Here is a 25072-nt window from a genome sequence, read left to right as displayed (position 1 = left end):
TCCCGACGTTCACGTGCGGCTTCGTCCGCTCAAACTTCGCCTTCGCCATCGCCGGCCTCCCGTTTGCCCCGCGTCAGCGGGGTTTGCCCCGCGCCAGACGGGGCCGTTCGCCCCGCGCCAGACGGGGCCGTTCGCCCCGCGTCAGACGGGGCCGTTCGCCCCGCGTCAGACGGGGTTTGCCCCGTCAAAACGCGTCGATCAGCACTACCTCGGCTCCACGCGTCGTTATGCTTTGCCGCCCATGCCGGCCGACTCAGCGGCCGGCCACCTTGTCACTAAAGCCGGCCTTGATCAGCGTCTCCGCGATGCCGGCCGGCACTTCTTCGTAGTGCGAGAACTCCATGGTGTAGGTCCCCCGGCCCTGGGTGTTGGACCGCAGCTGCGTCGCGTACCCGAACATCTCGGCGAGCGGCACCTCCGCCTGCACGATGCGCAGGCCGCCGCGCTGTTCCATCGCCGAAATCCGGCCCCGCCGGGCGCTCAGGTCGCCGATCACGTCGCCCATGTACTGGTCGGGCGTAGTCACCTCGACCTTCATCACCGGCTCGAGCAGCACCGGCGCTGCGTTCTGCGCCGCCGCCTTGAACGCCATCGACCCGGCGATCTTGAACGCCATCTCGGACGAATCGACCTCGTGGTACGAGCCGTCGACGAGCGTCGCGCGCACGTCCACGACCGGATAGCTGGCCAGGACGCCGCTCTCCGTCGCCTCGCGCACGCCGGACTCGACGGCCGGGATGTACTCGCGCGGGATGCGTCCGCCAGTGATCTTGTCGACGAACTCGATGCCGGTGCCGCGCGGCAGCGGCTCCACTTCGAGCCAGACGTGGCCGTACTGACCGCGGCCGCCGGTCTGGCGAATGTAGCGCCCTTCGGCTTTGACGGCCTTGCGGATCGTCTCGCGGTAGGCCACCTGCGGCCGCCCGACGTTGGCCCCGACCTTGAACTCCCGGAGCAGACGGTCGGTGATGATCTCGAGGTGCAGCTCGCCCATGCCGGAGATGATCGTCTGGGCGGTCTCCGGATCGAACCGGACCTTGAACGTCGGATCCTCTTCCGCCAGCTTGGCGAGGGACGCGCTGAGCTTTTCCTCGTCGGCGTGGGTTTTCGGCTCGACGGCGACGGAGATCACCGGCTCGGGGAACTTGATCGACTCGAGCACGACCGGCTTGGCCTCGTCGCACAGCGTGTCGCCGGTCGTGGTGTCCTTGAGCCCCACCGCCGCGACGACGTTCCCGGCGGAGACGGACTCGATGTCCTCGCGGTGGTTCGCGTGCATCTGGAGGATCCGGCTCACGCGCTCGCGCCGATCGCGCGTCGCATTGTAGACGTACGATCCCGCGCTCAACGTCCCCGAGTAGACCCGGAAGTACGTCAGCTTGCCGACGTACGGATCGGTGACGATCTTGAAAGCCAGCGCGCAGAACGGCGCCGACGGATCGGCCGGGCGGGTTTCCTTGGCTTCGGTCTTGGGGTTCTCACCCTCGACGGGCGGGATGTCGAACGGGGACGGCAGGAAGTTCACGACCGCGTCGAGCAGCGGCTGGACGCCCTTGTTGCGGAACGCCGTGCCGCACAGCACCGGTGTGATCTTCGCCTCGATCGTGCCGCGCCGGATCGCCCCGAGGATCTCCTGCTCGGTGAGCGGCTTGCCCTCCAGGTACTTCTCGGTCAGGTGATCGTCGAGTTCGGCCGCCGCCTCGACGAGATGCCCCCGGTGCTCCTCCGCGAGCGCCCGGAGGTTCGCGGGAATCTCGGTCTCGTCGCTGCGCGTGCCGAGGTCGTCCGTGTACACGATCGCGGTCATGTGCACCAGGTCGACGGCGCCCTGGAAGCCGTCCTCGGCGCCGATCGGGATCTGCAGCGGGACCGCCTTGGCTTCCAGGCGGTCCCGAATCATGCCGAGCGTGCGGTAGAAGTCGGCTCCGGTGCGGTCCATCTTGTTAATGAAGACGACGCGCGGGACGCCGTACCGGTCCGCCTGGCGCCAGACCGTCTCCGACTGCGGCTGGACGCCTTCCACCGCGCTCAGGATCACCACCGCGCCGTCGAGCACGCGCAGCGAGCGCTCCACCTCGGCGGTGAAGTCCACGTGGCCGGGCGTGTCGATGATGTTGATGCTGTGGCCGCGCCACACACACGTCGTCGCCGCGGACGTGATCGTGATGCCGCGCTCGCGCTCCTGGATCATCCAGTCCATCGTCGCGGAGCCCTCGTCGACCTCGCCGAGGCGGTGCGTCCGCCCCGTGTAGAACAGGATGCGCTCGGTCGTCGTGGTCTTGCCCGCGTCGATGTGGGCGATGATCCCGATGTTCCGGATTTTGTCGAGCGAGACTTGAGCCGTCATGTTGACCTTCTTCGTCTCCAGCTGCGTGACCATGGACCCCCGAACCCTACCACCGATAATGGGCGAAGGCTTTGTTGGCCTCCGCCATCTTGTGCGTGTCCTCGCGCCGCTTCACCGCGGCGCCCGTGTTGTTGCTCGCGTCCAGGATCTCGGCCGCGAGCTTTTCCCGCATCGTCCGGCCCGGCCGCTGCCGGGCATACGTCACGAGCCAGCGCATACCGAGGGAAACCCGGCGCTCGGGCCGCACCTCGACCGGCACCTGGTAGGTCGCGCCGCCGACGCGCCGCGGCCGCACCTCGAGCACCGGCATGATGTTGTGCAGCGCCGCCTCGAGCGTCTTGGCCGGCTCCTTGCCGCCCTTGTCCTTCAGCGAATCGAGCGCGCCGTACACGATCCGCTCGGCGAGGCTCTTCTTCCCCCGCGTCATGACTTTGTTGACCAGCCGTGTCACCGACGGGCTGCTGTACACCAGGTCTCCCACGACCGTCCGGCGCGGCACCGATCCCTTGCGCGGCATCTACGCCACCCCCGCCTGCTTGGGCCGCTTGGCCCCGTACTTGGACCGGCCCCGCCGGCGGTCTTGCACGCCCGCGGAGTCGAGCGTCCCCCGGATGATGTGGTACCGGATGCCCGGCAGGTCCTTGACGCGGCCGCCGCGGATCAGCACCACCGAGTGCTCCTGGAGGTTGTGGCCGATGCCCGGGATGTAGGCGGTGACCTCCACCCCGTTCGTCAGCCGGACGCGGGCGATCTTCCGGAGCGCCGAGTTCGGCTTCTTCGGCGTGATCGTCCGCACCTGAATGCACACGCCCCGCTTTTGCGGACAGAACTCCAGCGCGGGGGACTTGCTCTTCGAGGGCTCGACCCTCCGTCCCAGGCGCAGCAGCTGGCTGATTGTCGGCACGCGTGCCCCTCCTCGACACTTCGATCGGTCCACGTACTTGCACGGAGCGCAGCATACCCCCGGACGGGACCGTCATTCAGCCGCCCAGGGGTGATGGCGATGCCGGCGGCCGGACTTCCGGCCGGGTTATCGCGCGCTTCTCTGTGTGCGGTCAGACATGCGCCATACGTGGTGCCGGAGATGGCACCCTGCGGCGCAATCCGGCGTTTCTTGCCCCTTACTGGGGCCCGAGGATCGCCGCGGCGGCAGCGCCGACCGCGATCCCGCACGCTCGGCCGAGCGCTGCCATGGAGGGCACTTCGACGACTTCTACACCGTGCTCCCGGGCCGACCGGAGCAAGGGCTCCGTCACCCGGCGATCGGCATCCAGCGCGACGAATACCACCCGCGCCTGACCGCGGCTGATCGCCTTCGCCGTCTGGTTCGTGCCGACCGCACGTTGCGACGCCGCTTTCAGACGCTCCACATCCACGACCGCTCGACCAAGCAATTATACTCGGGGCCCGGAAGGGTGTCAACCACTTGAACGGACGTCGAAACGCGGCTAGAGTACAGGCGTCGCCGTGGGAACCTTTCGCCACGCCATCGAGCTAGGCGCCGGGCCAACCGGTCCATTTGAGGCCCTCGAGGCCTTGGTGGACACAGGGGCCACCTATACGACCGTTCCGGCGGCCGTCCTCCAGCGGCTCGGCGTCACGCCCCACGCTCAGGAGACGTTTGTCCTCGCGGACGGCCGCCGTATTGCGCGCGCCCTTGGACGTGCGTGGGTACGGATCAACGGACGCGAGGAGTCGACCGTCGTCGTATTCGGCGAGGACGGCACTCCGGTGCTCCTGGGAGCCTACACTCTGGAAGGACTGCGGCTTGGCGCCGATCCGGTCAACCGCCGGCTCGTTCCTTTGCCTGAACTGTATCTGCTTTAGGTCAAGAACCCACAGCGTCCGGGCGGCCCGAGCGATTGCCGCCGCGCAACGAGCCCAAACTCGATCAATTTGATCATGTATGGCCGAATACGGTTATTGTCTGATCGACAAGCTGCCGGTCCTGTGTCCGAGGAACCGCGCCGCCGCGTCGGCCGCCGCCGGGGCCGCAACGATCCCGTAGTGGTTCGCGTCGATCTCGACCACCGCACTGCCCGGCACGCCGCGCCGGAAGGCGGCGACATCGTCGTCCATCACGAGGTACGGGCCGCCCGGCACGAGCGGGCGCGCCGCGCGCAGCAGCAACACCGGCATGGTAAGCGCCGGCCACCCGGACGAGATGCGGCGGGCCCTCCTCACGGAGGGCCCGCCACGAAGCACCTGCCGACGGTTCTTGTCTCTACGTCAGGCCTTCCACCGCCACCTTGACCGAACGGTACCGCTGCATCCCGGTCCCGGCGGGGATCAGCTTGCCGATGATCACGTTCTCCTTGAGGCCGAGCAGCGGATCGACCTTGCCCTTCGTCGCCGCGTCGGTGAGCACCCGGGCCGTCTCCTGGAAGGAGGCGGCGGACAGGAAGCTCTCGGTGGCCAGCGACGCCTTGGTGATGCCCAGCAGCACCGGCCGCGCCGTCGCCGGTTCCTTGCGCGACGCCATGGCCGTCGCGTTCTGCTCTTCGAGCGCGAACACGTCCACGAGCTCGCCCGGCAGAAACTCGGTCCCACCCGGCTCCTCGACCTTCACCCGCCGCAGCATCTGGCGGACGATGATCTCGATGTGCTTGTCGTTGATGTCGACGCCCTGCGACCGGTAGACGCTCTGGATCTCCTGGACCAGGTAGCCCTGCACGGCGGCGAGGCCCTTGATGCGGAGGATGTCGTGCGGATTGACCGACCCCTCGGTGAGCTGGTCGCCCGCGGCCGCGCGATCGCCGTCGGCCACCCGCACCCGGACGCCGTACGCCACCGGATATTCCCGTTCGTCGTCCCGCCCGGCCAGCGTGATGATGCGGTTGCCCTTGCTCTCCGAGAGAGCGGCCTTGCCGTCGATCTCCGCGATCACGGCCTGGCCCTTCGGCCGCCGGGCCTCGAACAGCTCCTCGACGCGCGGCAGGCCCTGCGTGATGTCGAACCCCGCCACACCGCCGGTGTGGAACGTCCGCATCGTGAGCTGCGTGCCGGGCTCGCCGATCGACTGCGCGGCGATGATCCCGACCGCCTCGCCGATCTCCACCAGCTTGCCGGTCGCGAGGTTGCGGCCGTAGCACTTGGCGCAGATCCCGAAGCGGGTCTTGCAGGCCAGCACCGAGCGCACGACGACCGAGGTGACCCCCGCCTCCTCGACCGCCTCGGCGGCGGTCTGGTCGATCTCCTGCCCCGCCTCGAGCAGCACTTTCTTGCTCCGCGGCGCCAGCACGTCCTCGGCCGCCACGCGGCCCGCGATCCGGTCGGCCAGCGAGACCACGGTCTGCGAGCCGTCCACGACCGGCGTCATCTCGACCCCGGAGGTCGTATGGCAGTCGTCTTCGCGGACGATCACGTCCTGCGCCACGTCCACCAGCCGGCGCGTCAGGTACCCGGACTCGGACGTGCGGATCGCCGTGTCCGCGAGCCCCTTGCGCTGGCCGTGCGTGCTGATGAAGTACTCCAGCACCGTCAGGCCCTCGCGGAAGTTCGCCTTGATCGGCAGATCGATGATCCGCCCGCTGGGGTCGGTCATGAGCCCCCGCATCCCGGCGAGCTGGCGGATCTGCTGAATGTTGCCCCGGGCTCCCGACTGGGCCATCATGTACAGCGGGTTGAAGGGGTCGAACGTGCCGAGCATCTTCCGCGTGATCGTCTCCGTGGCCTCGGTCCACACGTCGATCGTCTTGAGGTACCGTTCCTCGTCGGTGATCAGGCCGCGCCGGTACTGGGTGTCGATCGCGTCGACGTCCTTGTCGGCCTTGGCGAGAATCTCTTCCTTTTCCTTCGGGATGACGATGTCCGAGAGCGCGATCCCGCTGCCGCTCACGGTCGCGAAATGAAACCCCAGATCCTTGATGCTGTCGAGGAGCTGGACCGTCTTGGTGGAGCCGAGCCGGCTGTACGCCTCCGAGACGATCTGCGAGAGGATCTTGCGGTCGCAGATCTCGTTGATGAACCGCAGCTCCTCCGGGATGGCCTCGTTGAAGATCACCCGGCCGACCGTCGTCTCGACGAGCTCGCCGTCGTGGCTGAGCCGCACCTTGACTTTCGCGTGCAGGTCGACCACGCCGCTCTCGTACGCGAGCACCACCTCGTCGGGCCGGCTGAACACCTTGCCCTCGCCCCTCGCCCCCGGGCGCTCCAGCGTCAGGTAGTAGCAGCCGAAGACGATGTCGCGCGTGGGGGAGGTGATCGCGCGGCCGTAGGCCGGCGACAGGATGTTGTACGCCGAGAGCATGAGCACGCGCGCCTCGGCCTGCGAGGCCGCGGAGAGCGGCACGTGCGCCGCCATCTGGTCGCCGTCGAAGTCGGCGTTGTAGGCCGTGCAGACGAGCGGATGCACCTGGATCGCCTTGCCCTCGATGAGCACCGGCTCGAACGCCTGAATCCCCAGGCGGTGGAGCGTCGGGGCGCGGTTCAACAGCACCGGATGCTCGTGCACGACCTCCTCGAGCACGTCCCACACTTCGGGCCGCGCCCGTTCCACCATCCGCTTCGCGCTCTTGATGTTCTGGCTGAGCCCGCGGTCGACGAGCTTCTTCATCACGAACGGCTTGAAGAGCTCGAGCGCCATCTCCTTGGGCAGCCCGCACTGGTGCAGCCGGAGGTTCGGCCCCACGACGATCACCGACCGCCCGGAGTAGTCGACGCGCTTGCCGAGCAGATTCTGGCGGAACCGCCCCTGCTTGCCCTTCAGCATGTCGGACAGCGACTTGAGCGGCCGGTTGTTCGGCCCCGTCACCGGGCGGCCCCGGCGGCCGTTGTCGATGAGGGCGTCCACGGCCTCCTGCAGCATCCGCTTCTCGTTGCGCACGATGATCTCGGGCGCGCCGAGGTCGAGGAGGCGCTTCAGCCGGTTGTTGCGGTTGATCACCCGGCGGTAGAGATCGTTGAGATCGCTCGTCGCGAACCGGCCGCCGTCCAGCTGCACCATCGGGCGCAGGTCGGGCGGGATCACCGGGACCACGTCGAGGATCATCCAGTCCGGCGTGTTGCCGCTCTTGCGGAAGGCCTCCACGACCTCCAGCCGCTTGAGGATCTTCATCCGCTTCTGGCCGCCCGCGGTCTTGAGCTCCGCGCGCAGCTTCTTCTGGGTCTGGTCGAGGCTGAGCTCGCGCAGGAGCTCCTTGATCGCCTCCGCGCCGATGCCGGCGTGGAAGGCCGTGCCGTGCTTCTCGCGCAGCTCGCGGAAGTCGGCTTCGCTGAGCAGCTGTCCCCGGCTTAGGCCTTTAATCGTCCCCGGATCAGTAACGACGTAGGCGGCAAAGTACACAACCCGTTCGAGGGCCCGGGGGGACATGTCGAGCAGCAGGCCGATGCGGCTCGGCACGCCCTTGAGGTACCAGATGTGGCAGACGGGCGCCGCGAGCTCGATGTGGCCCATCCGCTCGCGGCGCACCTTGGCCCGGGTCACCTCGACCCCGCACCGGTCGCAGACGATCCCCTTGAAGCGTATGCGCTTGTACTTGCCGCAGTGGCACTCCCAGTCCTTGGTCGGGCCGAAGATGCGCTCGCAGAACAGCCCGTCGCGCTCCGGCTTGAGCGTGCGGTAGTTGATCGTCTCCGGCTTCTTGACCTCGCCCCGGGACCACTGGCGGATCTGGTCGGGGGAGGCCAGCCCGATCTTGACCGCGTCGAAGTTGTTGACGTCCTGCATCGCGTTAATACTCCTCGACGAGGGCTTCCTCGCCCTCGAGGTTGATGCCGAGGGCACGGGCCGTCTCGGCGATGTCTTCCTCGATTTCCTTGAGCTCGATCTCCTTCTTGTCCTCGCTCAGGACCTTGACGTCGAGGCAGAGGCTCTGCAGCTCTTTGACGAGGACCTTGAAGGATTCGGGCACGCCCGGCTCTTGAATGTTCTCGCCCTTGACGATCGCCTCGTACGTCTTAACGCGCCCCACGACGTCGTCGGACTTGACCGTGAGCAGCTCCTGGAGGGTGTTCGCGGCGCCGTAGGCCTCGAGCGCCCAGACCTCCATCTCACCGAACCGCTGGCCGCCGAACTGGGCCTTGCCCCCCAGCGGCTGCTGGGTGATCAGCGAGTAGGGGCCGGTGGACCGCGCGTGAATCTTGTCCTCGACGAGGTGCAGCAGCTTCATCATGTAGATCTGGCCGACCGTGACCTCCTGATCGAACGGGGCGCCGGTCCGTCCGTCGTAGAGGCGCACCTTGCCCGTCTCGTCGACGTGCACCCGCCCGCCGCCGTCCGTCTCCGCAGCCTTCGATAGAAGATCGCGGATCTCGTTCTCGCGCGGGCCGTCGAAGACCGGCGTCTCCGCGTAGAACCCGAGCAGCTGCGCGGCCCAGCCGAGGTGCGTCTCCAGCACCTGGCCGACGTTCATCCGGGACGGCACGCCGAGCGGATTCAGCACGATGTCCACCGGCGTCCCGTCCGGCAGGTACGGCATGTCCTCGGAGGGGAGGATCTTGCTGATCACGCCCTTGTTGCCGTGCCGGCCGGCCATCTTGTCGCCGACGGTGATCTTCCGCTTCTGCGCGACGTAGACCCGGACCAGCTGGTTGACGCCGGGCGACAGCTCGTCACCGCTCTCGCGCGCGAAGACCTTGACCGCGACGACCTTGCCCTTCTCCCCGTGCGGCACCTTGAGCGACGTGTCGCGCACTTCGCGCGCCTTCTCGCCGAAGATCGCGCGCAGGAGGCGCTCCTCCGCGGTCAGCTCCGTCTCGCCCTTCGGCGTGACCTTGCCGACCAGGATGTCGCCGCTGCGCACCTCCGCGCCGATGCGGATGATGCCGCGCTCGTCGAGGTCGCGCAGCGCCTCCTCGCCGACGTTGGGGATGTCGCGCGTGATCTCTTCCGGCCCGAGCTTCGTGTCGCGGGCCTCGACCTCGTACTCCTCGATGTGGATGCTGGTGAAGAGGTCGCGCTGCACGAGGCGCTCGCTGATCAGAATCGCGTCCTCGTAGTTGTAGCCCTCCCACGGCATGAACGCGACCAGCACGTTGTGCCCGAGGGCCAGCTCGCCCTGGTCCGTGCACGGCCCGTCGGCGATCACGTCGCCGACCTGGACCCGCTCGCCGACCTCGACCACCGGCCGCTGGTTGATGCACGTGCCCTGGTTGCTCCGCTGGAACTTGACGAGGCGGTACGTCCGCTCCTTGCCGCGGTCCGGCTTCACGACGATCTGATCGCCGGCGACGCTGGCGATCTCGCCGGTCTCCCGGGCGACCAGGACGGCGCCGGAGTCCACCGCGGAGCGGTGCTCCATCCCGGTGCCGACGAGCGGCGCCTCGGTGCGCAGCAGGGGCACGGCCTGGCGCTGCATGTTGGACCCCATGAGGGCCCGGTTGGCGTCGTCGTGCTCGAGGAACGGGATGAGCGCCGTCGCGACGCTGACGATCTGCTTCGGCGACACGTCCATGTAATCGATCTTGTCCGGCGGCACCAGCACGATGGCGCTGCCGTGCCGCGCGGTGACGCGCGACTCGCTGAGCTTGCCCTCGGCGTTCATCTTGGCGTTCGCCTGAGCGATCGTGTACTTCTCCTCGTCGTCCGCGGTGAGGTATTCCATCGACCGCGTGACGCGGCCGTCCCGGACCTTGCGGTACGGGGTCTCGATGAACCCGTAGGGATTGACCCGCGCGAACGTGGCCAGCGACGAGATCAGGCCGATGTTCGGGCCTTCCGGCGTCTCGATCGGGCACATCCGCCCGTAGTGCGAGGTGTGCACGTCGCGCACCTCGAACCCGGCCCGCTCGCGGCTGAGGCCGCCCGGCCCGAGGGCGGACAGCCGGCGCTTGTGGGTGAGTTCGGCCAGCGGATTGGTCTGGTCCATGAACTGCGAGAGCTGGCTCGACCCGAAGAATTCTTTGATCGACGCCACGACCGGCCGGATGTTGATCAGCACCTGCGGCGTGATGGCGGCCGTGTCCTGGATCGTCATCCGCTCGCGGATGACGCGCTCCATGCGCAGCATGCCGATCCGGAACTGGTTCTGCAGCAGCTCGCCGACCGACCGCACCCGCCGGTTGCCGAGATGGTCGATGTCGTCCGGCCGGCCCTGCCCGTTCTTCAGCGCCAGCAGGTAGCGGATGATCTCGACGATGTCCTTGGAGCGCAGCACGCGCCCCTCGGGACCCGGCGTCGGCTCCGGCTTGAACCCGAGCTTCTTGTCGAGCTTGTACCGGCCGACGCGGCCGACGTCGTAGCGCCGCGGGTCAAAGAACAGCGTGTTGAGGAGCGTCCGGGCGCTCTCGATCGTCGGCGGATCACCCGGCCGCAGCCGCCGGTAGATGCCGAGCAGCGCGTCGTCCGCCGTCTTGGTCTCGTCCTTGGCGAGCGTCACCTTGATCGCGTTGTCCTGATCGTACAGCTTGAGGATGGCGTCGTCGTCGCCGTACTTGAGCGCCCGCAGCAGGACCGTCACCGGGAGCTTGCGCGTCCGGTCGATGCGCACGTAGACGATGCTGTTGGCGTCGATCTCGAACTCGAGCCACGCGCCCCGATGGGGAATCACGGTCGCGGTCGGCAGCAGATGGCCGTTCGCGTCCGGCGACATGCTGTAGTACACGCCCGGCGAGCGGACGAGCTGGCTCACCACGACGCGCTCGGCGCCGTTGATGACGAAGGTCCCCTGCTCGGTCATCAGCGGGAAGTCGCCCATGAAGACTTCCTGCTCCTTGACCTCGCCGGTCTCCCGGATCACCAGGCGCACCTGGACCTTGAGCGCCGCGCTGTAGTTGTAGTCGCGCTCCCTGCAGTCCTCGACCGAGTACTTCAGCTGCTCGAACCGGTACCCGTCGAAGTCGAGCGTCAGATCGCCGTTCTCCGATTCCTGGGCCGCGCCGCGGCGCCGGCGGCCGACGGCGAAGTGCAATTCCAAGTTTCCGGTGAAGTCCTTGATGGGGGAGATCTCGTTGAAGACCTCCCGGATGCCGTCCCGCAAAAACCACTTGAACGACTCCCGCTGGATCTCGACCAGGTTCGGGACGTCGAGCACGTCCTGGATCTTGGCGAAGCTCACGCGGCTGCGCCGGCCCCGGCGCGACACGCGCACCTCGCCGAGCCCGCGGACGGTCCGGGACGAGGAATGCGACGGCGGCGTCGGCGGCGGCGCCTGAAGCAGGGCTACGGGCGCGCGCTCGGCCTTCGTGTCGAGCACGATCGTCCGGGTCAGCTTCGGACGGCCGGTCCCGGCGGGCCGCGCGGCCGGCCGCTGGAGCGGGCCGCGCAGATTGTCCTTGACGGTGAGGCGCATGGCCGCCGGTTTGGCCTTGCCGGCCCGGCGGGCGGTTGCGGCTCTGGTTCTGGGCTTGGGCGACGCGGTCTTCCCCTTCACCCTGTTCGCCTCCGTGTTGCAACAGATCGCGCCGTTGATCCCGGCGGCAGTGGATCCGAGGCGCCGCCGACCGACGCGTTCAGATACGAGCATACGAGACAGCCCAAAACGGACATGGGCACACCTCGCCCCATGTCCGGATGGCTAGCTGGGACCCTCAGCATACAAATAACGGCACAGCTCGCGGCATTGAGGAGTAAACTACATTATACTGTCGTCGACACGACCCGTCAATAGAGACCGGACCGCGCCCCCCATCTCCCCAATGGCCAAGGGCGGGCGAGCCGCCAGCCCCCGAGCCGCGCCCCCTACTTGATCTCGACCGTGGCGCCGACCTCGGTCAGTTTGGCCTTGATCGTCTCGGCTTCTTGCTTGGCCACCTTCTCCTTCACCGGCTTGGGAGCGCCGTCGACCAGATCCTTGGCCTCCTTGAGGCCGAGACCGGTCAGCTCGCGGACCACCTTGATCACCTGGATCTTCTTGTCCCCGACCGCGGTGAGCACGGCGTCGAACTCCGTCTGCTCCTCGACCGGCGCCGCGGCACCGGCGCCGGCGCCGGCACCCGCGGGAGCCATCGCCATCATCGGCGCCGCCGCGCTGACGCCAAACTTCTCCTCCAGCGCCTTCACCAGCTTCGAAAGGTCGAGGGCCGACAGGTCCCCGATCTCATCCACGATCTTTTCCACCGTCGCGCGTTCCGCCATGCTCATCCCCTCCTGGGAACCTTGTGCCCCGCCCTCCTCTTGCCGACGCCGCGCTCACGGGTCGCGCGCGCCGATGACGCTACGCTTCCGTCTTCACCGCCGGGACAGATCTGTCCGCCGCCTCGGGTTCCGGCGACGCCTCGACGGGCCCACCCTCCCCTGCCGGGGACAGGCCGGCGGGGGGCTGCTGGTCCGCCGGCCTGCCTTCCCCTGCCGGGGACTCGTCCGCCGGCCTGCCCCCGGCAGGGGGGGCCGTGGGGGAGGCGGACTCGCTTGCCGCCTCGTCCGCCGTGGCCGCGGGGGAGGCGGACTCGCCGGCCGCCTCACGCTGCTTGCGCAGCGCCTCGAGGGCCGTCACCAAACCGCGCGGCGCCGCGGAGAGCACGCTGACCAGCGCGAACAGGGGGCCCTGCACGGCGCCGACCACCCGCGCCAGCAGTTCCGGCTTGGTGGGCAGCGTCGCCAGCGCCTGCACGCCCGCGGCGTCGAGGGTCTGGCCCTCGACCACGCCGCCTTTGATCGCGAGCTTGCGGAACTGCCGGATGAAGTCCTGAAGCAGCCGCGCCGGCGCGCCGGGGTCGTCGTTGCCAAAGACGACCGCCGTCGGCCCGGTCAGGTACGGATCGAGCCCGGCAACACCGGCCCGCTCGGCCGCCCGGCTGAGCAGCGTGTTCTTGGCCACGCGGTACTCGAGCGACGCGCCGCGGAGCTTGCCGCGCAGCGTCCCGATCTCGCCGACACTGAGGCCGCGGTAGTCGGTCAGGATCACAATCGACGAGGCCCTCAGGCGCTGCTCGAGCGCCTCGACTTCGGCGACCTTGTCCGGTCTCGGATCCGTCATCCACGCCTCCCGGTAAAGAAAAAAGCCCCCCGTAGACGGCGGAGCCTCCCAAGCGGGAGCCTCGGCGGGCGGTCCCCTCTCGGACCTTTAGGCGAACGGCGCGCCGGCCTGCCCTCTCCGGGGGCCAGACCGGAACCGTTCACACCCGCTGTCTACGGCCTATGCGGTTGCGCGCCCCATGGTAGCATCGCCCGACCCGCCCGTCAACCGGGCGCACGGCGCGGATCGGGTGCTACGCGGGCGCGGCCACCTGCGCCTTCGCGGGATCGATCTTGATACCCGGGCCCATCGTCGTGCTGATGGACACACTCCGGAGATATTGCCCCTTCGCCGACGACGGCTTCGCCCGCACGACGGCGTTGATCAGTGTATCGAAGTTCTCCGCCAGCGCGTCCGCGGGAAACGACGCCTTGCCGATCACCGCGTGGATGATCCCGGTCCGGTCCACCCGGTACTCGATCTTCCCGCCCTTGGTCTCGCGGACGGCGCGCGCGATGTCGAACGTAACCGTCCCCGCCTTCGGATTCGGCATCAGGCCGCGCGGGCCCAGGACGCGGCCGAGGCGCCCCACGACGTTCATCACGTCGGGCGTCGCGATCGCCACGTCGAAGTCGAACCACCCGCCCTGTACCTTCGCGGTGAATTCTTCGAGCCCCACGTAGTCGGCGCCGGCCTCCTGCGCCTCCTTGACTTTGTCGCCCTTCGCGAAGACGAGCACCCGGACGGACTTACCGGTGCCGTGCGGCAGCACGACCGTCCCGCGGACCTGCTGATCGGCCTGCTTCGGGTCGATGCCGAGCCGGACGTGGGCCTCGACCGTCTCGTCGAACTTGGCGTGCGGCAGCTGTTTCAAGGCCGCGACGGCCGCCTGCGGCTCGTACAATGTCTCGGGGGCGACGAGTTTGACCGCCTCGCGATAGCGCTTGCCGTGCTGCGCCATGATGTCTCCTCTCTACCCGACCTCGATGCCCATGCTGCGCGCCGTTCCTTCGATCATCCGCGTCGCGGCCTCGATGTCCCGCGCGTTGAGGTCAGGCATCTTCGTCTCGGCGATCTCACGAATCTGCTGCCGCGTCACCCGGCCGACCTTCTTCTTGTTCGGCTCGCCGGACGCCGTCTCCAGACCGGCCGCCTTCTTCAGCAAGATTGAGGCCGGCGGCGTCTTCGTGACGAACGTAAAGGTGCGGTCGGCGTAGATCGTGATCTCGACCGGCACGACCGTCCCGGCCTGCCGCGCCGTCCGCTCGTTGTAGGACTTGCAGAACTCCATGATGTTGACGCCGTGCTGCCCGAGCGCCGGCCCCACGGGCGGCGCCGGCGTGGCCTTGCCGGCCGGGATCTGCAGTTTGACGATCGCGACGACTTTCTTCATTGCGGTGACGCCCCCCGGGCTAGATCTTCTCGACCTGCGCGAAGTCGAGTTCGACCGGCGTCTCCCGGCCGAAGATCGACACGAGCACGCGGACCTTCTCCTTCTCCGGCAAGATCTCGTCGACGACGCCGCTGAAGTCCATGAACGGCCCGGAGTTGATGCGGACCGCGGAGCCCTTCTGGTAGGTGATCCGGAACTTCGGCGTCTCGTCGCCGAGCTGCTTTAAGATTGTCTTGACCTCGCGATCCTGCAGCGGCAGCGGCTTGGCGCCCGAACCGACGAACCCCGTGACGCCGGGCGTGTTCCGCACGACGTACCACGAGTCGTCGTCCATGATCATCTCCACCAGCACGTACCCCGGAAAGACCTTTTTCTTCGCGATCCGCCGCTTGCCGTCTTTGATCTCGATTTCGTCCTCGGTGGGGACCAGGATCCGGAAGATCTTGTCCGCCTGACCCATCGAGGTGATCCGCCGTTCCAGGTTGGTGCGCACCTTGTTCTCGTACCCGGAGTACGTGTGGATCACGAACCACCGGGAGCCCCGCGCCGCGCGGGCCGCCTCGTCCTCCGAGGGCGCCTCGCCCGCTGCCAGCGCGTCGGGCGGCACCTCCACCGTGCCCTCGGCGCTCGGCGGCGTCTGTGCTCCGGCGGGCTCCGCCGCCTCCGGGGCTTCCGCTTCCTCGCCCGGGGGAACCATCACCCCGACCGACGATTCGGGCGCCTCCGACCCGGCCGGCCGCGACGGCTCCACCGGCCGTGCGGTCTTCTCCCCGCGCTCCTCGTCCTCGGGTTCGTCCCGGAACAGCTGCTGCGCGAGGGTGGCGGCGTCGGGTTTGGTGCCCTGCGGGCGGTTGCGTTCGTCTGACATGCGACTGTCGGTTACCGGGCCTTCAAAATTGGTTCGAGCAGTTTCGCAAAGACCACATCGATCCCGGCGAGGTACGCCGCGGTCACAACGAGGACGAACACGACGACCACCGAGGACGCGATCACGGCCTTGCGATCCGGCCAGGCAACGCGGTTCATTTCGGCCCGGACATCCTTGAGGAACTGTAGCCCCGCCTCGACCGAACGCGGCAGGCGGCGCGGCGCGGCGCGAACCGGCCGCGGCCGCTCGGGGGTCTGCACCCGCGCGGCCGGCTTCCCCACGATCGGCCCGGTGGCTCCTTCTGATCCTCGCGCCATGAGATGCCCCCAAACAAAAAAAGACTGCCTTGCCGCGTCCCGCCTCATTATAACAGCGGCCGTTCCGATGTCAACGCCGCCGGCCGCCGCAGGCGCCGCCCGTCGAGGCGCGGACATAAACGACGGTGCGGCCTTGCCGCTCCGGGGCGGGGGGAGAAGGGCATGCCCCCGAAGCAACGCAACCGCACCGTCTTCGAACTGTGGGGGCTCTCGCCCCCAATCGTTACTATCCCCCCGCCGTCTGGGGCCTAAACATCCGCGGCCGGGATATTTTCCTCGAGTTCCGGGTTCCCCTCAGGGCGCCAGCCAGACCGACCGGAGCCGCACCATGCCGTCCGGCTGCGGAACGAAGCCGCGCACGTGGGTGCCGACCAGCTTGTACTCCTTGGGATAGAACAGGAAGACGTACGGCACGTCGTCGGCCACGATGCGGCCGACGTCCGTATAGGCGCGGCGGCGCTGCGACATGTCGCCGAGCAGGCGCGCCCCGTCGAGCAGCACCGTCGCGCGGTCGCTCACGTACCCCGCCAGGTTGAGCCCCCCGATCCCGGTCTGCGTGACGAACGGATAGACGTCGAAGTCCGGGTCCGGCCGGCCGCTCCAGATGCTGAGCGTCGCCTGATGCTGGAGCTTTTGCATCGTCGCCAAAAAAGCTCCACCCTCCAGGATCTGGATCTCCACGTGGATGCCGGCATCGGCGGCCATGGATTGGATCGCCTGTGCAATGGACGCGTCCTGCTGGCCGGTGCTCGCCAGCAGCAGGGTGAAGGTGAACCCGCCCGGGTGGCCGGCCTGCGCCAACTTCTCCTTGGCCAGCGCGACGTTCCGCGCCGGCACCGGAATCGACGGATCGAACGCCGGCGTGCCGTTCGGGAAGAACGACCGCGCGGGATAGGCCGCGCCCCGCAGGACGGCGTTGGCCAGCACCTGCCGGTCGATCGTCAAACTGAGCGCCTGCCGGAGCAGCTTGTTATCGAACGGGGGCCGGGTCACGTTGAGCGGCATCGCGTTCCACTGGAACGGGCCGCGCTCGAGCAGCCGGAACGTGGCGCCGGGCCGGGCCGCTTCTGTGGCGAGCTCGGGCACCTGGGGCAGCGGCACGTTCGCCACGATGTCCACGTCGCCGCTTTTTAAGTTCGCGATCCGCGCCGGATCACTCGTGATGGGCCGAAACACGAGACGGTCCGCGTACGGGAGCCCCTTGGCCCAGTAGCCGGGGTTCCGCTCGAACGTGGTGTGGTCTTGGGGCACGCGCTCGACGAACCGGAACGGCCCCGTGCCGACCGGGTGCTGCGTAAAGTTCATGCCCTCTTTGGCGAGCGCCGCCGGCGAGAGCATCATGCCGGCGCGGTCCGTGAGCGCGTAGAGCAGCGGACTGTACGGCCGCTCCATCACGACCTGGACCGTGGACGGATCGACGACGACGACGCGCTGCACCGGCCGCATCTCGGCCTTTCGGATCGGCGGAAACTTCGGGTCCAGCATCCGGTCGAAGTTGACTTTGACCGCCTCGGCGCCGAACGGCGTGCCGTCGTGGAACGTGACGCCCTGCCGCAGCTTGAACACCACCGTCCGGCCGTCGGGTGACACCGTCCACGACGTCGCCAGCACCGGCACGATCGTCAGGTGTTCGTCCGTGTCGACGAGTTTGTCGAAGACGTTCTGGTAGGGCTGACGGTCGATCGCCGCGCCGGACAGATGAGGATCGAGCGTCACGAGATCGCCGCTGATCGCCACCCGCAGCGTGCCGCCCCGGCGCACGCCCTGCGCCGCGGCCATCGAAGCCGAGCCGATTCCGAGCGCCGCGGCCACCATCATGGCCATCGCCCTGCGCAGCACCGAATCACCTCCAGGTTGATTGACGCCCGTCCGGCGCGTCTTGATCGTTCGGGGAGGATCGGCGCGGCCCTTCCCGTAGTCCATTCCCGACGCGACCGGTCAGGAGGTCCCCATGGAGATCGTCCGTGCCCAGCGTACCCAGGCCCGGCCCACCGACACGCCGCAGAACTTCGGCGGCACGGTGCACATGCAGCGGATGCGGCAGGCCGCCGACGCGACGATGGTCGACCTGGTCGCGGTGTTTTTCGACGCGGGGGCGCGGACGCGCCCGCACGTCCACGCGTCCGATCAGATCCTCTACGTCGTCGAGGGCCAGGGCATCGTGGCGACGGAGCGCGAACGCCGCCTCATCCGGCCGGGCGACATCGTCATCGTCCCGGCGGGCGAGTGGCACTGGCATGGGGCGACCGACGCGTCGGCGATGTGCCATCTCTCGACGCGCCCCGCCGGAGCGACGGACTGGAACGCGCCCGTTCGCGATTGGGACACGTATATGGAGGGGGCGCGCTGACGCCGGGCGTCCACAGGATTGACCGTAGCCACGTTGAATCCTGCGGGCCAAATGGCGCGCCGAGTTCTGCCTCGCAAGGCCCCGGCTCTCGCCGGCCGACGCTACACCCTCCTCATCCGGAGACCGTGAACGGGCGCCGGGGCGTCGAGCCGCTTCCACTGCTCGCCGCATACGCCGCGGCCCTCGCCGGGGTGGGGCTCGTCAGCCTCGCGACGTGGCTGGCGCGGGCCTCCCTCTCCCTCGCGCCCATCGCGCTCGTCCATCTCCTGGCGGTCTTCTGCGCGGCGCTCATCTGGGGCATGGGACCCGCCATCGCCAGCAGCATCCTCGCTTTCGTGGCGCTGGACTACTTGTTCGTACCGCCGTTCTTTTCGCTCACGATCGCCGCTCCGTCGGAAGTCACCTCGCTCCTCGTGTTCCTCGCCGTCGCCATCGTCACCAGCCGTCTCGCGGCCTGGGCCCGGGTCCGGGCCCGCGACGCCGAAGCCCGGGCACGGGAATCCAACGTCCTCCTGCGGCTGAGCGACGCGACCGCCGACGCGGCCAGCACGGACGACGTCCTCCACGTCATCGCAGAACTCGCCCGCGAGCTGTTCCACGTCCCGGGCTGCGCCATCCTTCTGCCGGATTGCATCGGGGTGCTGGGCGTGCGGGCGGCCGCGCCGGCCGGGGTGCATGCCGGACTGACACGAGAAGAAGACGGGGTCGTGGCATTCGTCTGGCGCGACCGGGTGATCATCCCGTACGGCGGCGCCTTGTACCTGCCGCTTCGGCTCCGCGCCGAGCCGATCGGCGTGCTGCGGATGCGCATGCCGGCCGCGGCTCAACCGCTCGCGCCGGCCGAGCAGGGCCTCTTGCGCGCGTTTGCGGCCGCGGCGGCGGCCGCGATCGACCGCCGCGGCCTTCAGGATGCCGCCACGCACGCGGAGGTGCTGCGGCGGTCCGACGAGCTCAAGACCGCGCTCCTCGGCTCCGTCTCCCACGACCTGCGGACGCCGCTCGCCACGCTCAAAACCGGAATCACGGCACTGCTGCACTCCGAAGTGCCGTGGGACCGGGAGGCGCAGCAAGAACTGCTGGTCGCGGCGAACGAGGAGGTCGACCGGCTCACACGCTTGATCAACAACCTGCTGGATCTCACGCGGATCGAGGCCGGCGCGTTGACGCCGGACCGCCAATGGTATGAGGCCGGGGAGTTGATCAGCGACGGCGTGCGCCGCGCCGCCAACCGCATCCGCGATCATCGCATCGTCGTCGACGTGGCGGACGGCGATCGACCGGTCTTTCTCGACTACGTGGAGATTCAACAGGTCCTTACCAACCTGCTCGACAACGCGGCGAAGTACGCGCCGGCCGGGACCGACATCTATGTAAGCGGTGGCGCCGAGGGGGACGCGTTCGTGATGCGCGTGCGCGACCGCGGCCCGGGGATTCCGGTGTCCGAAGCCGACCGGATCTTCTCGAAATTCTTCCGTGTCGCCGGACGCCCCACCGGCACAGGGCTCGGCCTCGCGATTTGCCGGGGTCTCGTCGAGGCCCACGGCGGCCGGATCGTCGTCGAGAACCCCGGCCAGACCGGCGCGGTGTTCGCGGTGTCCCTCCCGCTGGCTACGCCGCCGGCCCTCGCCGGCTCATCCGCATGACCGGCGCGCGCGTGCTGGTCGTCGATGACGAGGCGCAGATCCTGCGCCTGCTGCGACGGACGCTCGAGGCGCACGGCTACACGATCGAGGCAGTTGACAGCGGCCGGAGCGCGCTCGACGCGGCCGAACGGCGCCGTCCCGACGCCATCCTGCTCGACCTCATGCTGCCGGACCTGGACGGCCTGGAGGTCTGCCGCCGGCTGCGCGAACGGCTCGACGCGCCGATCGTCGTCCTGTCCGCGCGGGGCGAAGAACGCGCCAAGGTCGAGGCGTTGGATCTCGGGGCCGACGATTATCTCACCAAGCCGTTCGGCACCGCGGAGCTGCTGGCCCGTTTGCGAGTGGCGCTGCGCCACGCCGCAGGCAATCCCAGGGGTCCGATCGTCCAGGCCGGCGATCTCACCATCGACCTGGACCGCCGGCTCGTGAGCCTCGCCGGCACGCCGCTGCACCTGACGCCCAAGGAATACGACGCGCTCAAACATCTGGCGCAACACGCCGGCCGCGTCGTGACGCACCGCACCCTGCTCGCGGCCGTGTGGGGTCCCGAATACGGTGAAGAACTCCACTACCTGCACGTCGTGGTGAATCAGCTCCGTCGGAAAATCGAGCCCGATACCTCGCAACCCCGCTACATCCTCACCGAGCCGGGTGTCGGCTACCGCTTCCACCTGCCGGACTGACCGGATCCCCGCCGACTTTTGAGGAAATCTTGAGCCCGAACCCCTTCCTTCTTGATTCGCGCTTGAGCCTGCTCCTGATACAGTCTGTCGGATGGCCCCGCAGGCGGTCCCCACAACCCCTTCCCCACCTCATCTGCGGTCCGGCGAGCATCTACGCCGTGACATCAGCGTCTGGGGCTCGTTCATGTGGGGCTACGCCGATGTGGGGGCCGACATCTACGCCGCTCTCGGCATCGTCGTGGCGGCCTCCATGGGCCTGGCGCCGCTTGCGTTCGCGGTCGCCGGCTGCGTGTACGTGCTTATCGGGCTGGCGTACACCGAACTCGCGAGCGCGTACCCCGTCGCCGGCGGCGGCCAATACTATACCGCGCGCGGGTTGGGCGACTTTTGGGGATTCATCGCGGGCTCCGCCCTGCTCCTCGACTACACGATCGACATCGCGCTCTTCGCCGCGGCCTCGGCCGGCTACGTGAATTTTTTCATCCCGGCGTTTCGTGACTACTCGATGGCGGTTGGACCGCTCGGCCACCTCAACCCAATCTGGGCGGCCGAAACGGTGTTGCTGATCCTGTTCCTCATCTGGCTCAATATCCGGGGCATCCGGGAGTCGTCGCTGTTTAACGAGATCATCGGCGCGGTCGACATGATCACCGAATCGTCGGTGGTCATGCTCGGTTTCCTCTTCGCGTGGAAACCGGACCTCCTTGCCCGCCAGTTCCTGACCCAGCAACCGACGTTCAGCCAGTTCATGTACGGATCGTCGCTCGCGATCATCTCGTACGTGGGCCTGGAATCCATCTCGCAGGCCGCGCAGGAGACGCGCCGGCCTGCCACCATCATCCCCCGCACCTCCCTGGGGCTCATTTTCAGCGTGCTGCTGTTTGCGATGGCCTTCTCCACGCTCGGCATGGGCATGCTCCCGTGGCAGGAAATCGCCGCCCACCAGGACGATCCGGTGGCGCTGCTCGCCCACCACATCCCGCTGATCGGCGTCGTCGCCGGCCCGTTTGCCGCGCTGCTGGGCGGCACGATCCTGCTGATTTCTGCCAACACGGGCGTCATGGGAAGTTCGCGGTTGACGTTCTCGATGAGCGGACTGGGTCTCGCCAGCGAGTGGATGAACGCCGTGCACCCCCGCTATCGCACGCCGTACCGCACCATCATCTTGTTCTCGATCATGGCGATCGTCGAGGCGCTGCTCGCATTCCTCACCCCGCAGGCGATGGACACGCTCGGCAACATGTACGCGTTCGGCGCGACGCTGGCGTATCTGCTGGTCTTCATCTCACTGGTGCGACTGCGCTTCGTGGATCCGGTCACGCCGAGACCGTACCGGGTGCCGTTCAACGTCAAATGGCGCCGCCGGCGCGGCGAGGTCGTGCAGATCCCGGTACTCGGCTTTTTCGGGATCGCCGGCGTCAGCCTGATCCTCTTCGAGGTGATTCTCACGCACCGGATCGGGCGGATCGCTGGCCCGAGCTGGGTGCTCCTCTGCCTCGCGTATTACATCTGGTTCCGGCGCAGCCACGGGTACCCCGTACGGGGCTCGCTCCGTCGACAGTGGGAAGCCGACCAGATCGCGATCCTGACGTCGGCGGAAGAGTACGGACTGCTCGAAGAGTATCAGTTTGCGCTCGAGGCGACGGCCAGAGCCCGCGCCCGCCGGTCGCAGCAGCGCGGCGGCGGATAGCCCGACCTCGGCGGCGGGGCGGAGGACTTCAGCCCCAACCGCGCCCGGTCCTGACGCAACCTCTTCGACTGCCTCCCCGGCCCGACGCGGGTGCGCTCTCCCGGTGCGCGGCCACCGATGTCGGAGCCCCTCCGCCCGTCATGAGACCGTGCCTTGTCCAGGTGACCCGGTCGAGGTAAGATTAGGAGGTGCCAACAAGGGGAACGGCACCGCACGGTCGTCCCTGCGTACGTTTGAAAGGCCCAGCCGGGCTCGGTTTCGGTCGGCCAACACGCCGCCAGGTGAGTATGCTCTGGCTGAAATGACCTCCGCGCCTCCGATGACCAGCGAGCCCCATCTGCGCCGGGACGTATCGGTGTGGGGCTCATTCATGTGGGGGTTTGCCGATGTAGGGGCCGATATTTACGCGGCCCTCGGCATCGTCATCGCCGCGACCATGGGCGCCGCGCCCCTGGCCTTTGCGGCCGCGGGTCTTGTCTACGTCATGATCGGGCTGGCCTACACAGAGCTGGCCTCCGCGTACCCGCTGGCCGGGGGCGGCCAGTACTTCGTCGGCCGTGGACTCGGGGACTTGGCCGGTTTCATCGCGGGATCGGCCCTGCTGCTTGATTACACCATCGACATCGCCCTGTTCGCCACGTTCTCGGCCGGGTACGTCAATTTCTTCTTCCCGATGGCGCGGGATCTCAAGATGAACCTCGGCCCGTTCCACGCCATCAACCCGGTGTGGGCCGGCGAGACAGTGCTCCTGATCGTCTTCCTCACCTGGCTGAACGTCCGCGGCGTGCGGGAGTCATCGCTTCTCAACGAGGTGATCGGCGCATTCGGCCTGGCGGTCGAGGCCGGCCTCATCGTTATCGGATTGATCTTCGCGTGGAAACCCGAGTTGCTCGTCGACCAGTGGGTGCATCAGTTTCCCACGCTGCACCAATTCATGTATGGATCGTCGCTCGCGATCATCTCCTACGTCGGCCTGGAGTCGATCTCACAGGCGGCACAGGAGACCCGCCGGCCCGCCACCGTCATCCCGCGGACGTCCATCGGGCTAATCGGCAGCGTGTTCCTGTTCGCGGCGTTCTTCTCGATCACGGGCCTCGGCGTGCTCCCGTGGCAAGCGTACGCCCATGACGTCGGCGATTCGGTGGCCCTCTTTGGGAGCCGTCTTCCGTTTGTCGGCCCGATCGCCGGGCCGCTCGCCGCCGTGCTGGGCGCCGTGATTCTCCTGATCTCCGCCAACACCGGGGTCATGGGGGCGAGCCGGCTCGTCTACTCCATGAGCCAGCTCAAGCTCCTGACGCCGTGGTTCCGCGACGTGCACCCGCGGTTTCGGACGCCGGCCCGGGCGATCCTGGTGTTCTCCGGGATCGGCCTGCTCGAAGCGGTACTGGCGTTTCTTACGCCCAGCGCCGTCGACGTTCTGGCCAACATGTACGCGTTTGGGGCGACTTTGGGATATACGCTGGTGTTCGTCGCCTTGATCGCTCTGCGCGTCAAGGATCCATACTCTCCCCGGCCGTACCGGGTGCCGCTCAACGTCCGGTGGCGCCGGAAGGACGGGACCGCGATCGAGTTGCCGATCCTAGGGCTCATCGGGTTGATCGGCATCGTGGTCACGCTGGCCGAAGTCGTCCTCACCCATGAGATCGGGCGGATCGCCGGGCCGGGATGGGTGCTGTTGTGTCTGGCCTACTACGTGTGGTACCGGCGCCGCGAGAAACTGCCCGTGACCGGCAGCGTCTCCCACCGGTGGGAGGCCCAGCAGCGCACAATCTTGCGGGACGCCGAGGAGTATGAATTGCTCGAGCAGTACGAGATCGCGCTGGCGCAGCGCGACCGGCAGCTCGCCAAGGGGCACCTCCATGCGTGAGCCCCCGGCAGAATCTCCGGCGTACAGTCGGGCCGACGCGTACCGGACCGTCACGAGTATCCTCATGGTCGTGATGGGGATCGTGATCCTGGTGCGCACGCTCCCGCTGGGGGTGCACGTGCAGGCCCTGCTGGTGGGTCTCGGCTTCATCGCGCTCGGCGCCCACCGCTTGTCATTCGTGCTTGCCTACCTCCGGCGGCTGCGGAGGGTGCCGTGACCGAGCCGCTGCATGTCAGCATCCTGGGCGCGGTCCTCGCCGCGGGATTCGCCGCCGCGCTCGGCACGCTGCTCCTGTGGATGCTGCGGGTGCCGCGGCCCGTGTCTCCGGAGATCGCGCGCGCGGTGCACTCGGTCGGCGCCGTCCGCACGATCTTCGTCCCGATCCTGGAGGAGTATTACTCGGGGCGGGCGGTCGAGCTGGCCAGCCGGCTCGGCGAGATGCAGCGGGCGACGATCCTGCTCGGGTTCATCGTCGAGGTGCCCCGGACCCTCGGCCTCGGCGTCCGGCTTCCCGGCGCGGAGGAGGCGGGGAACCGCGCGCTCGAGAAGGCCAGGCAGATCGTACGCCGGCACAATCTGTCGGTCCAGGCCGAGATCGTCCGCGCCCGGGAGGCGGGCGAAGGCATCACACGGGTCGCGCGGGATCACGGCGTCGATCTGATCGTGCTCGGGATCTCGCCGGATTCGGGGTTCGTAGAAGGATCGACTGCGCGCGTCGCGGAGTCGCTGTTCCGCAACGCGCCGTGCGAAGTGATCATCGACCGGCTGGCCGAGACCAGCATCGGCGCCGCGGCACCGGAGCCGCAGGCCGGGATCACCATTACCGCCGGACCGTCCGCGCCCGGTGCGACGCCGCTCCCCGCCGGGCAGACCGGATCGCCGGGTGAGAGGAACGCGGGCGGAGAGGAAGAGCGGCGGCGGGTGTAACGGGCAGACGGTGCCGACGCGGGGGGAAAGGGGCGATCGCGCATGCACGTAGTCATCATGGGGTGCGGACGGGTCGGGGCGACGCTCGCAATGATGCTTGAGGCCGAGGGGCACTCGGTGGCGGTCATCGATCGCGACCGGGAGTCGTTCCG

General features: G+C 68.3%; 23 protein-coding genes. 9 read left to right on the top strand and 14 right to left on the bottom strand.

Going from position 1 to position 25072, the window contains the following annotated elements:
* Positions 1 to 253: 253 nt before the first annotated feature.
* The 4 genes from fusA to VGZ23_17725 form a co-directional block, all read right to left on the bottom strand.
* The gene (gene fusA, locus VGZ23_17740; GenBank protein HEV2359436.1) at positions 254 to 2347 is read right to left on the bottom strand and encodes an elongation factor G; all 2094 of its coding nucleotides are present in this window, start codon (positions 2345 to 2347) and stop codon (positions 254 to 256) included.
* A 46-nt stretch (positions 2348 to 2393) separates the two neighbouring features.
* Entirely contained in the window at positions 2394 to 2864 is a 471-nt protein-coding gene (gene rpsG / locus VGZ23_17735; protein HEV2359435.1) for a 30S ribosomal protein S7, read from the bottom strand.
* The gene (gene rpsL / locus VGZ23_17730) at positions 2865 to 3251 is read right to left on the bottom strand and encodes a 30S ribosomal protein S12 (protein HEV2359434.1); all 387 of its coding nucleotides are present in this window, start codon (positions 3249 to 3251) and stop codon (positions 2865 to 2867) included.
* A 217-nt stretch (positions 3252 to 3468) separates the two neighbouring features.
* Positions 3469 to 3717 carry a ribosomal L7Ae/L30e/S12e/Gadd45 family protein gene (locus VGZ23_17725; protein HEV2359433.1) on the bottom strand — a complete coding sequence of 83 codons (249 nt, stop codon included), beginning with the start codon at positions 3715 to 3717 and terminating at the stop codon, positions 3469 to 3471.
* A gap of 169 nt (positions 3718 to 3886) precedes the next feature.
* Between VGZ23_17725 and VGZ23_17720 the strand changes: the two genes are divergently transcribed.
* Positions 3887 to 4174: a retroviral-like aspartic protease family protein gene (locus tag VGZ23_17720; protein ID HEV2359432.1), complete on the top strand. Its 288-nt coding sequence runs from the start codon at positions 3887 to 3889 to the stop codon at positions 4172 to 4174.
* A gap of 93 nt (positions 4175 to 4267) precedes the next feature.
* Here VGZ23_17720 and VGZ23_17715 read toward each other — a convergent pair whose 3' ends face one another.
* From VGZ23_17715 to VGZ23_17670, 10 genes are all read right to left on the bottom strand, one after another.
* Entirely contained in the window at positions 4268 to 4531 is a 264-nt protein-coding gene (locus tag VGZ23_17715) for a hypothetical protein (GenBank protein ID HEV2359431.1), read from the bottom strand.
* A 40-nt stretch (positions 4532 to 4571) separates the two neighbouring features.
* Positions 4572 to 8015: a DNA-directed RNA polymerase subunit beta' gene (rpoC, locus tag VGZ23_17710; GenBank protein HEV2359430.1), complete on the bottom strand. Its 3444-nt coding sequence runs from the start codon at positions 8013 to 8015 to the stop codon at positions 4572 to 4574.
* A 4-nt stretch (positions 8016 to 8019) separates the two neighbouring features.
* The gene (rpoB, locus tag VGZ23_17705) at positions 8020 to 11658 is read right to left on the bottom strand and encodes a DNA-directed RNA polymerase subunit beta (GenBank protein HEV2359429.1); all 3639 of its coding nucleotides are present in this window, start codon (positions 11656 to 11658) and stop codon (positions 8020 to 8022) included.
* A 308-nt stretch (positions 11659 to 11966) separates the two neighbouring features.
* Positions 11967 to 12362, bottom strand: a complete 396-nt coding sequence (rplL, locus tag VGZ23_17700; protein ID HEV2359428.1) for a 50S ribosomal protein L7/L12 — start codon at positions 12360 to 12362, stop codon at positions 11967 to 11969.
* A 79-nt stretch (positions 12363 to 12441) separates the two neighbouring features.
* Positions 12442 to 13203 carry a 50S ribosomal protein L10 gene (rplJ, locus tag VGZ23_17695; GenBank protein ID HEV2359427.1) on the bottom strand — a complete coding sequence of 254 codons (762 nt, stop codon included), beginning with the start codon at positions 13201 to 13203 and terminating at the stop codon, positions 12442 to 12444.
* 232 nt (positions 13204 to 13435) lie between these two features.
* The gene (gene rplA, locus VGZ23_17690; GenBank protein ID HEV2359426.1) at positions 13436 to 14143 is read right to left on the bottom strand and encodes a 50S ribosomal protein L1; all 708 of its coding nucleotides are present in this window, start codon (positions 14141 to 14143) and stop codon (positions 13436 to 13438) included.
* A gap of 12 nt (positions 14144 to 14155) precedes the next feature.
* Entirely contained in the window at positions 14156 to 14575 is a 420-nt protein-coding gene (gene rplK / locus VGZ23_17685; protein ID HEV2359425.1) for a 50S ribosomal protein L11, read from the bottom strand.
* A gap of 19 nt (positions 14576 to 14594) precedes the next feature.
* A complete protein-coding gene (gene nusG / locus VGZ23_17680) occupies positions 14595 to 15167 on the bottom strand; it encodes a transcription termination/antitermination protein NusG (GenBank protein ID HEV2359424.1) in 573 nt (190 codons plus the stop codon).
* Positions 15168 to 15454: 287 nt separating this feature from the next.
* Positions 15455 to 15760, bottom strand: a complete 306-nt coding sequence (secE, locus tag VGZ23_17675) for a preprotein translocase subunit SecE (protein ID HEV2359423.1) — start codon at positions 15758 to 15760, stop codon at positions 15455 to 15457.
* 294 nt (positions 15761 to 16054) lie between these two features.
* Complete coding sequence (locus VGZ23_17670) at positions 16055 to 17599, bottom strand: ABC transporter substrate-binding protein (GenBank protein ID HEV2359422.1); 1545 nt, start codon at positions 17597 to 17599, stop codon at positions 16055 to 16057.
* A gap of 112 nt (positions 17600 to 17711) precedes the next feature.
* Between VGZ23_17670 and VGZ23_17665 the strand changes: the two genes are divergently transcribed.
* From VGZ23_17665 to VGZ23_17630, 8 genes are all read left to right on the top strand, one after another.
* Complete coding sequence (locus VGZ23_17665) at positions 17712 to 18110, top strand: cupin domain-containing protein (protein ID HEV2359421.1); 399 nt, start codon at positions 17712 to 17714, stop codon at positions 18108 to 18110.
* Positions 18111 to 18235: 125 nt separating this feature from the next.
* On the top strand, positions 18236 to 19753 hold the full coding sequence (locus VGZ23_17660) for an ATP-binding protein (protein HEV2359420.1): 1518 nt from the start codon (positions 18236 to 18238) through the stop codon (positions 19751 to 19753).
* Positions 19750 to 20436: a response regulator transcription factor gene (locus tag VGZ23_17655; protein HEV2359419.1), complete on the top strand. Its 687-nt coding sequence runs from the start codon at positions 19750 to 19752 to the stop codon at positions 20434 to 20436. The genes VGZ23_17660 and VGZ23_17655 overlap by 4 nt, the downstream gene beginning before the upstream one ends.
* 184 nt (positions 20437 to 20620) lie before the next feature.
* A complete protein-coding gene (locus VGZ23_17650; protein ID HEV2359418.1) occupies positions 20621 to 22126 on the top strand; it encodes an APC family permease in 1506 nt (501 codons plus the stop codon).
* Between the two features lie 319 nt (positions 22127 to 22445).
* Positions 22446 to 23993: an APC family permease gene (locus VGZ23_17645; GenBank protein ID HEV2359417.1), complete on the top strand. Its 1548-nt coding sequence runs from the start codon at positions 22446 to 22448 to the stop codon at positions 23991 to 23993.
* Positions 23986 to 24210, top strand: a complete 225-nt coding sequence (locus VGZ23_17640; protein HEV2359416.1) for a hypothetical protein — start codon at positions 23986 to 23988, stop codon at positions 24208 to 24210. The genes VGZ23_17645 and VGZ23_17640 overlap by 8 nt, the downstream gene beginning before the upstream one ends.
* Positions 24207 to 24920 (top strand): universal stress protein, encoded by a 714-nt coding sequence (locus VGZ23_17635; GenBank protein HEV2359415.1) that lies wholly within the window; start codon positions 24207 to 24209, stop codon positions 24918 to 24920. Before VGZ23_17640 ends, VGZ23_17635 begins: the two co-directional genes overlap by 4 nt.
* Before the next feature lie 42 nt (positions 24921 to 24962).
* On the top strand, positions 24963 to 25072 hold a 110-nt coding region (locus tag VGZ23_17630), incomplete at its 3' end, for an NAD-binding protein (GenBank protein ID HEV2359414.1).

The sequence above is a fragment of the bacterium genome, assembly GCA_035945995.1.
GTDB lineage: Bacteria > Sysuimicrobiota > Sysuimicrobiia > Sysuimicrobiales > Segetimicrobiaceae > DASSJF01.
This window is presented reverse-complemented; position numbering and strand designations above follow the sequence as displayed.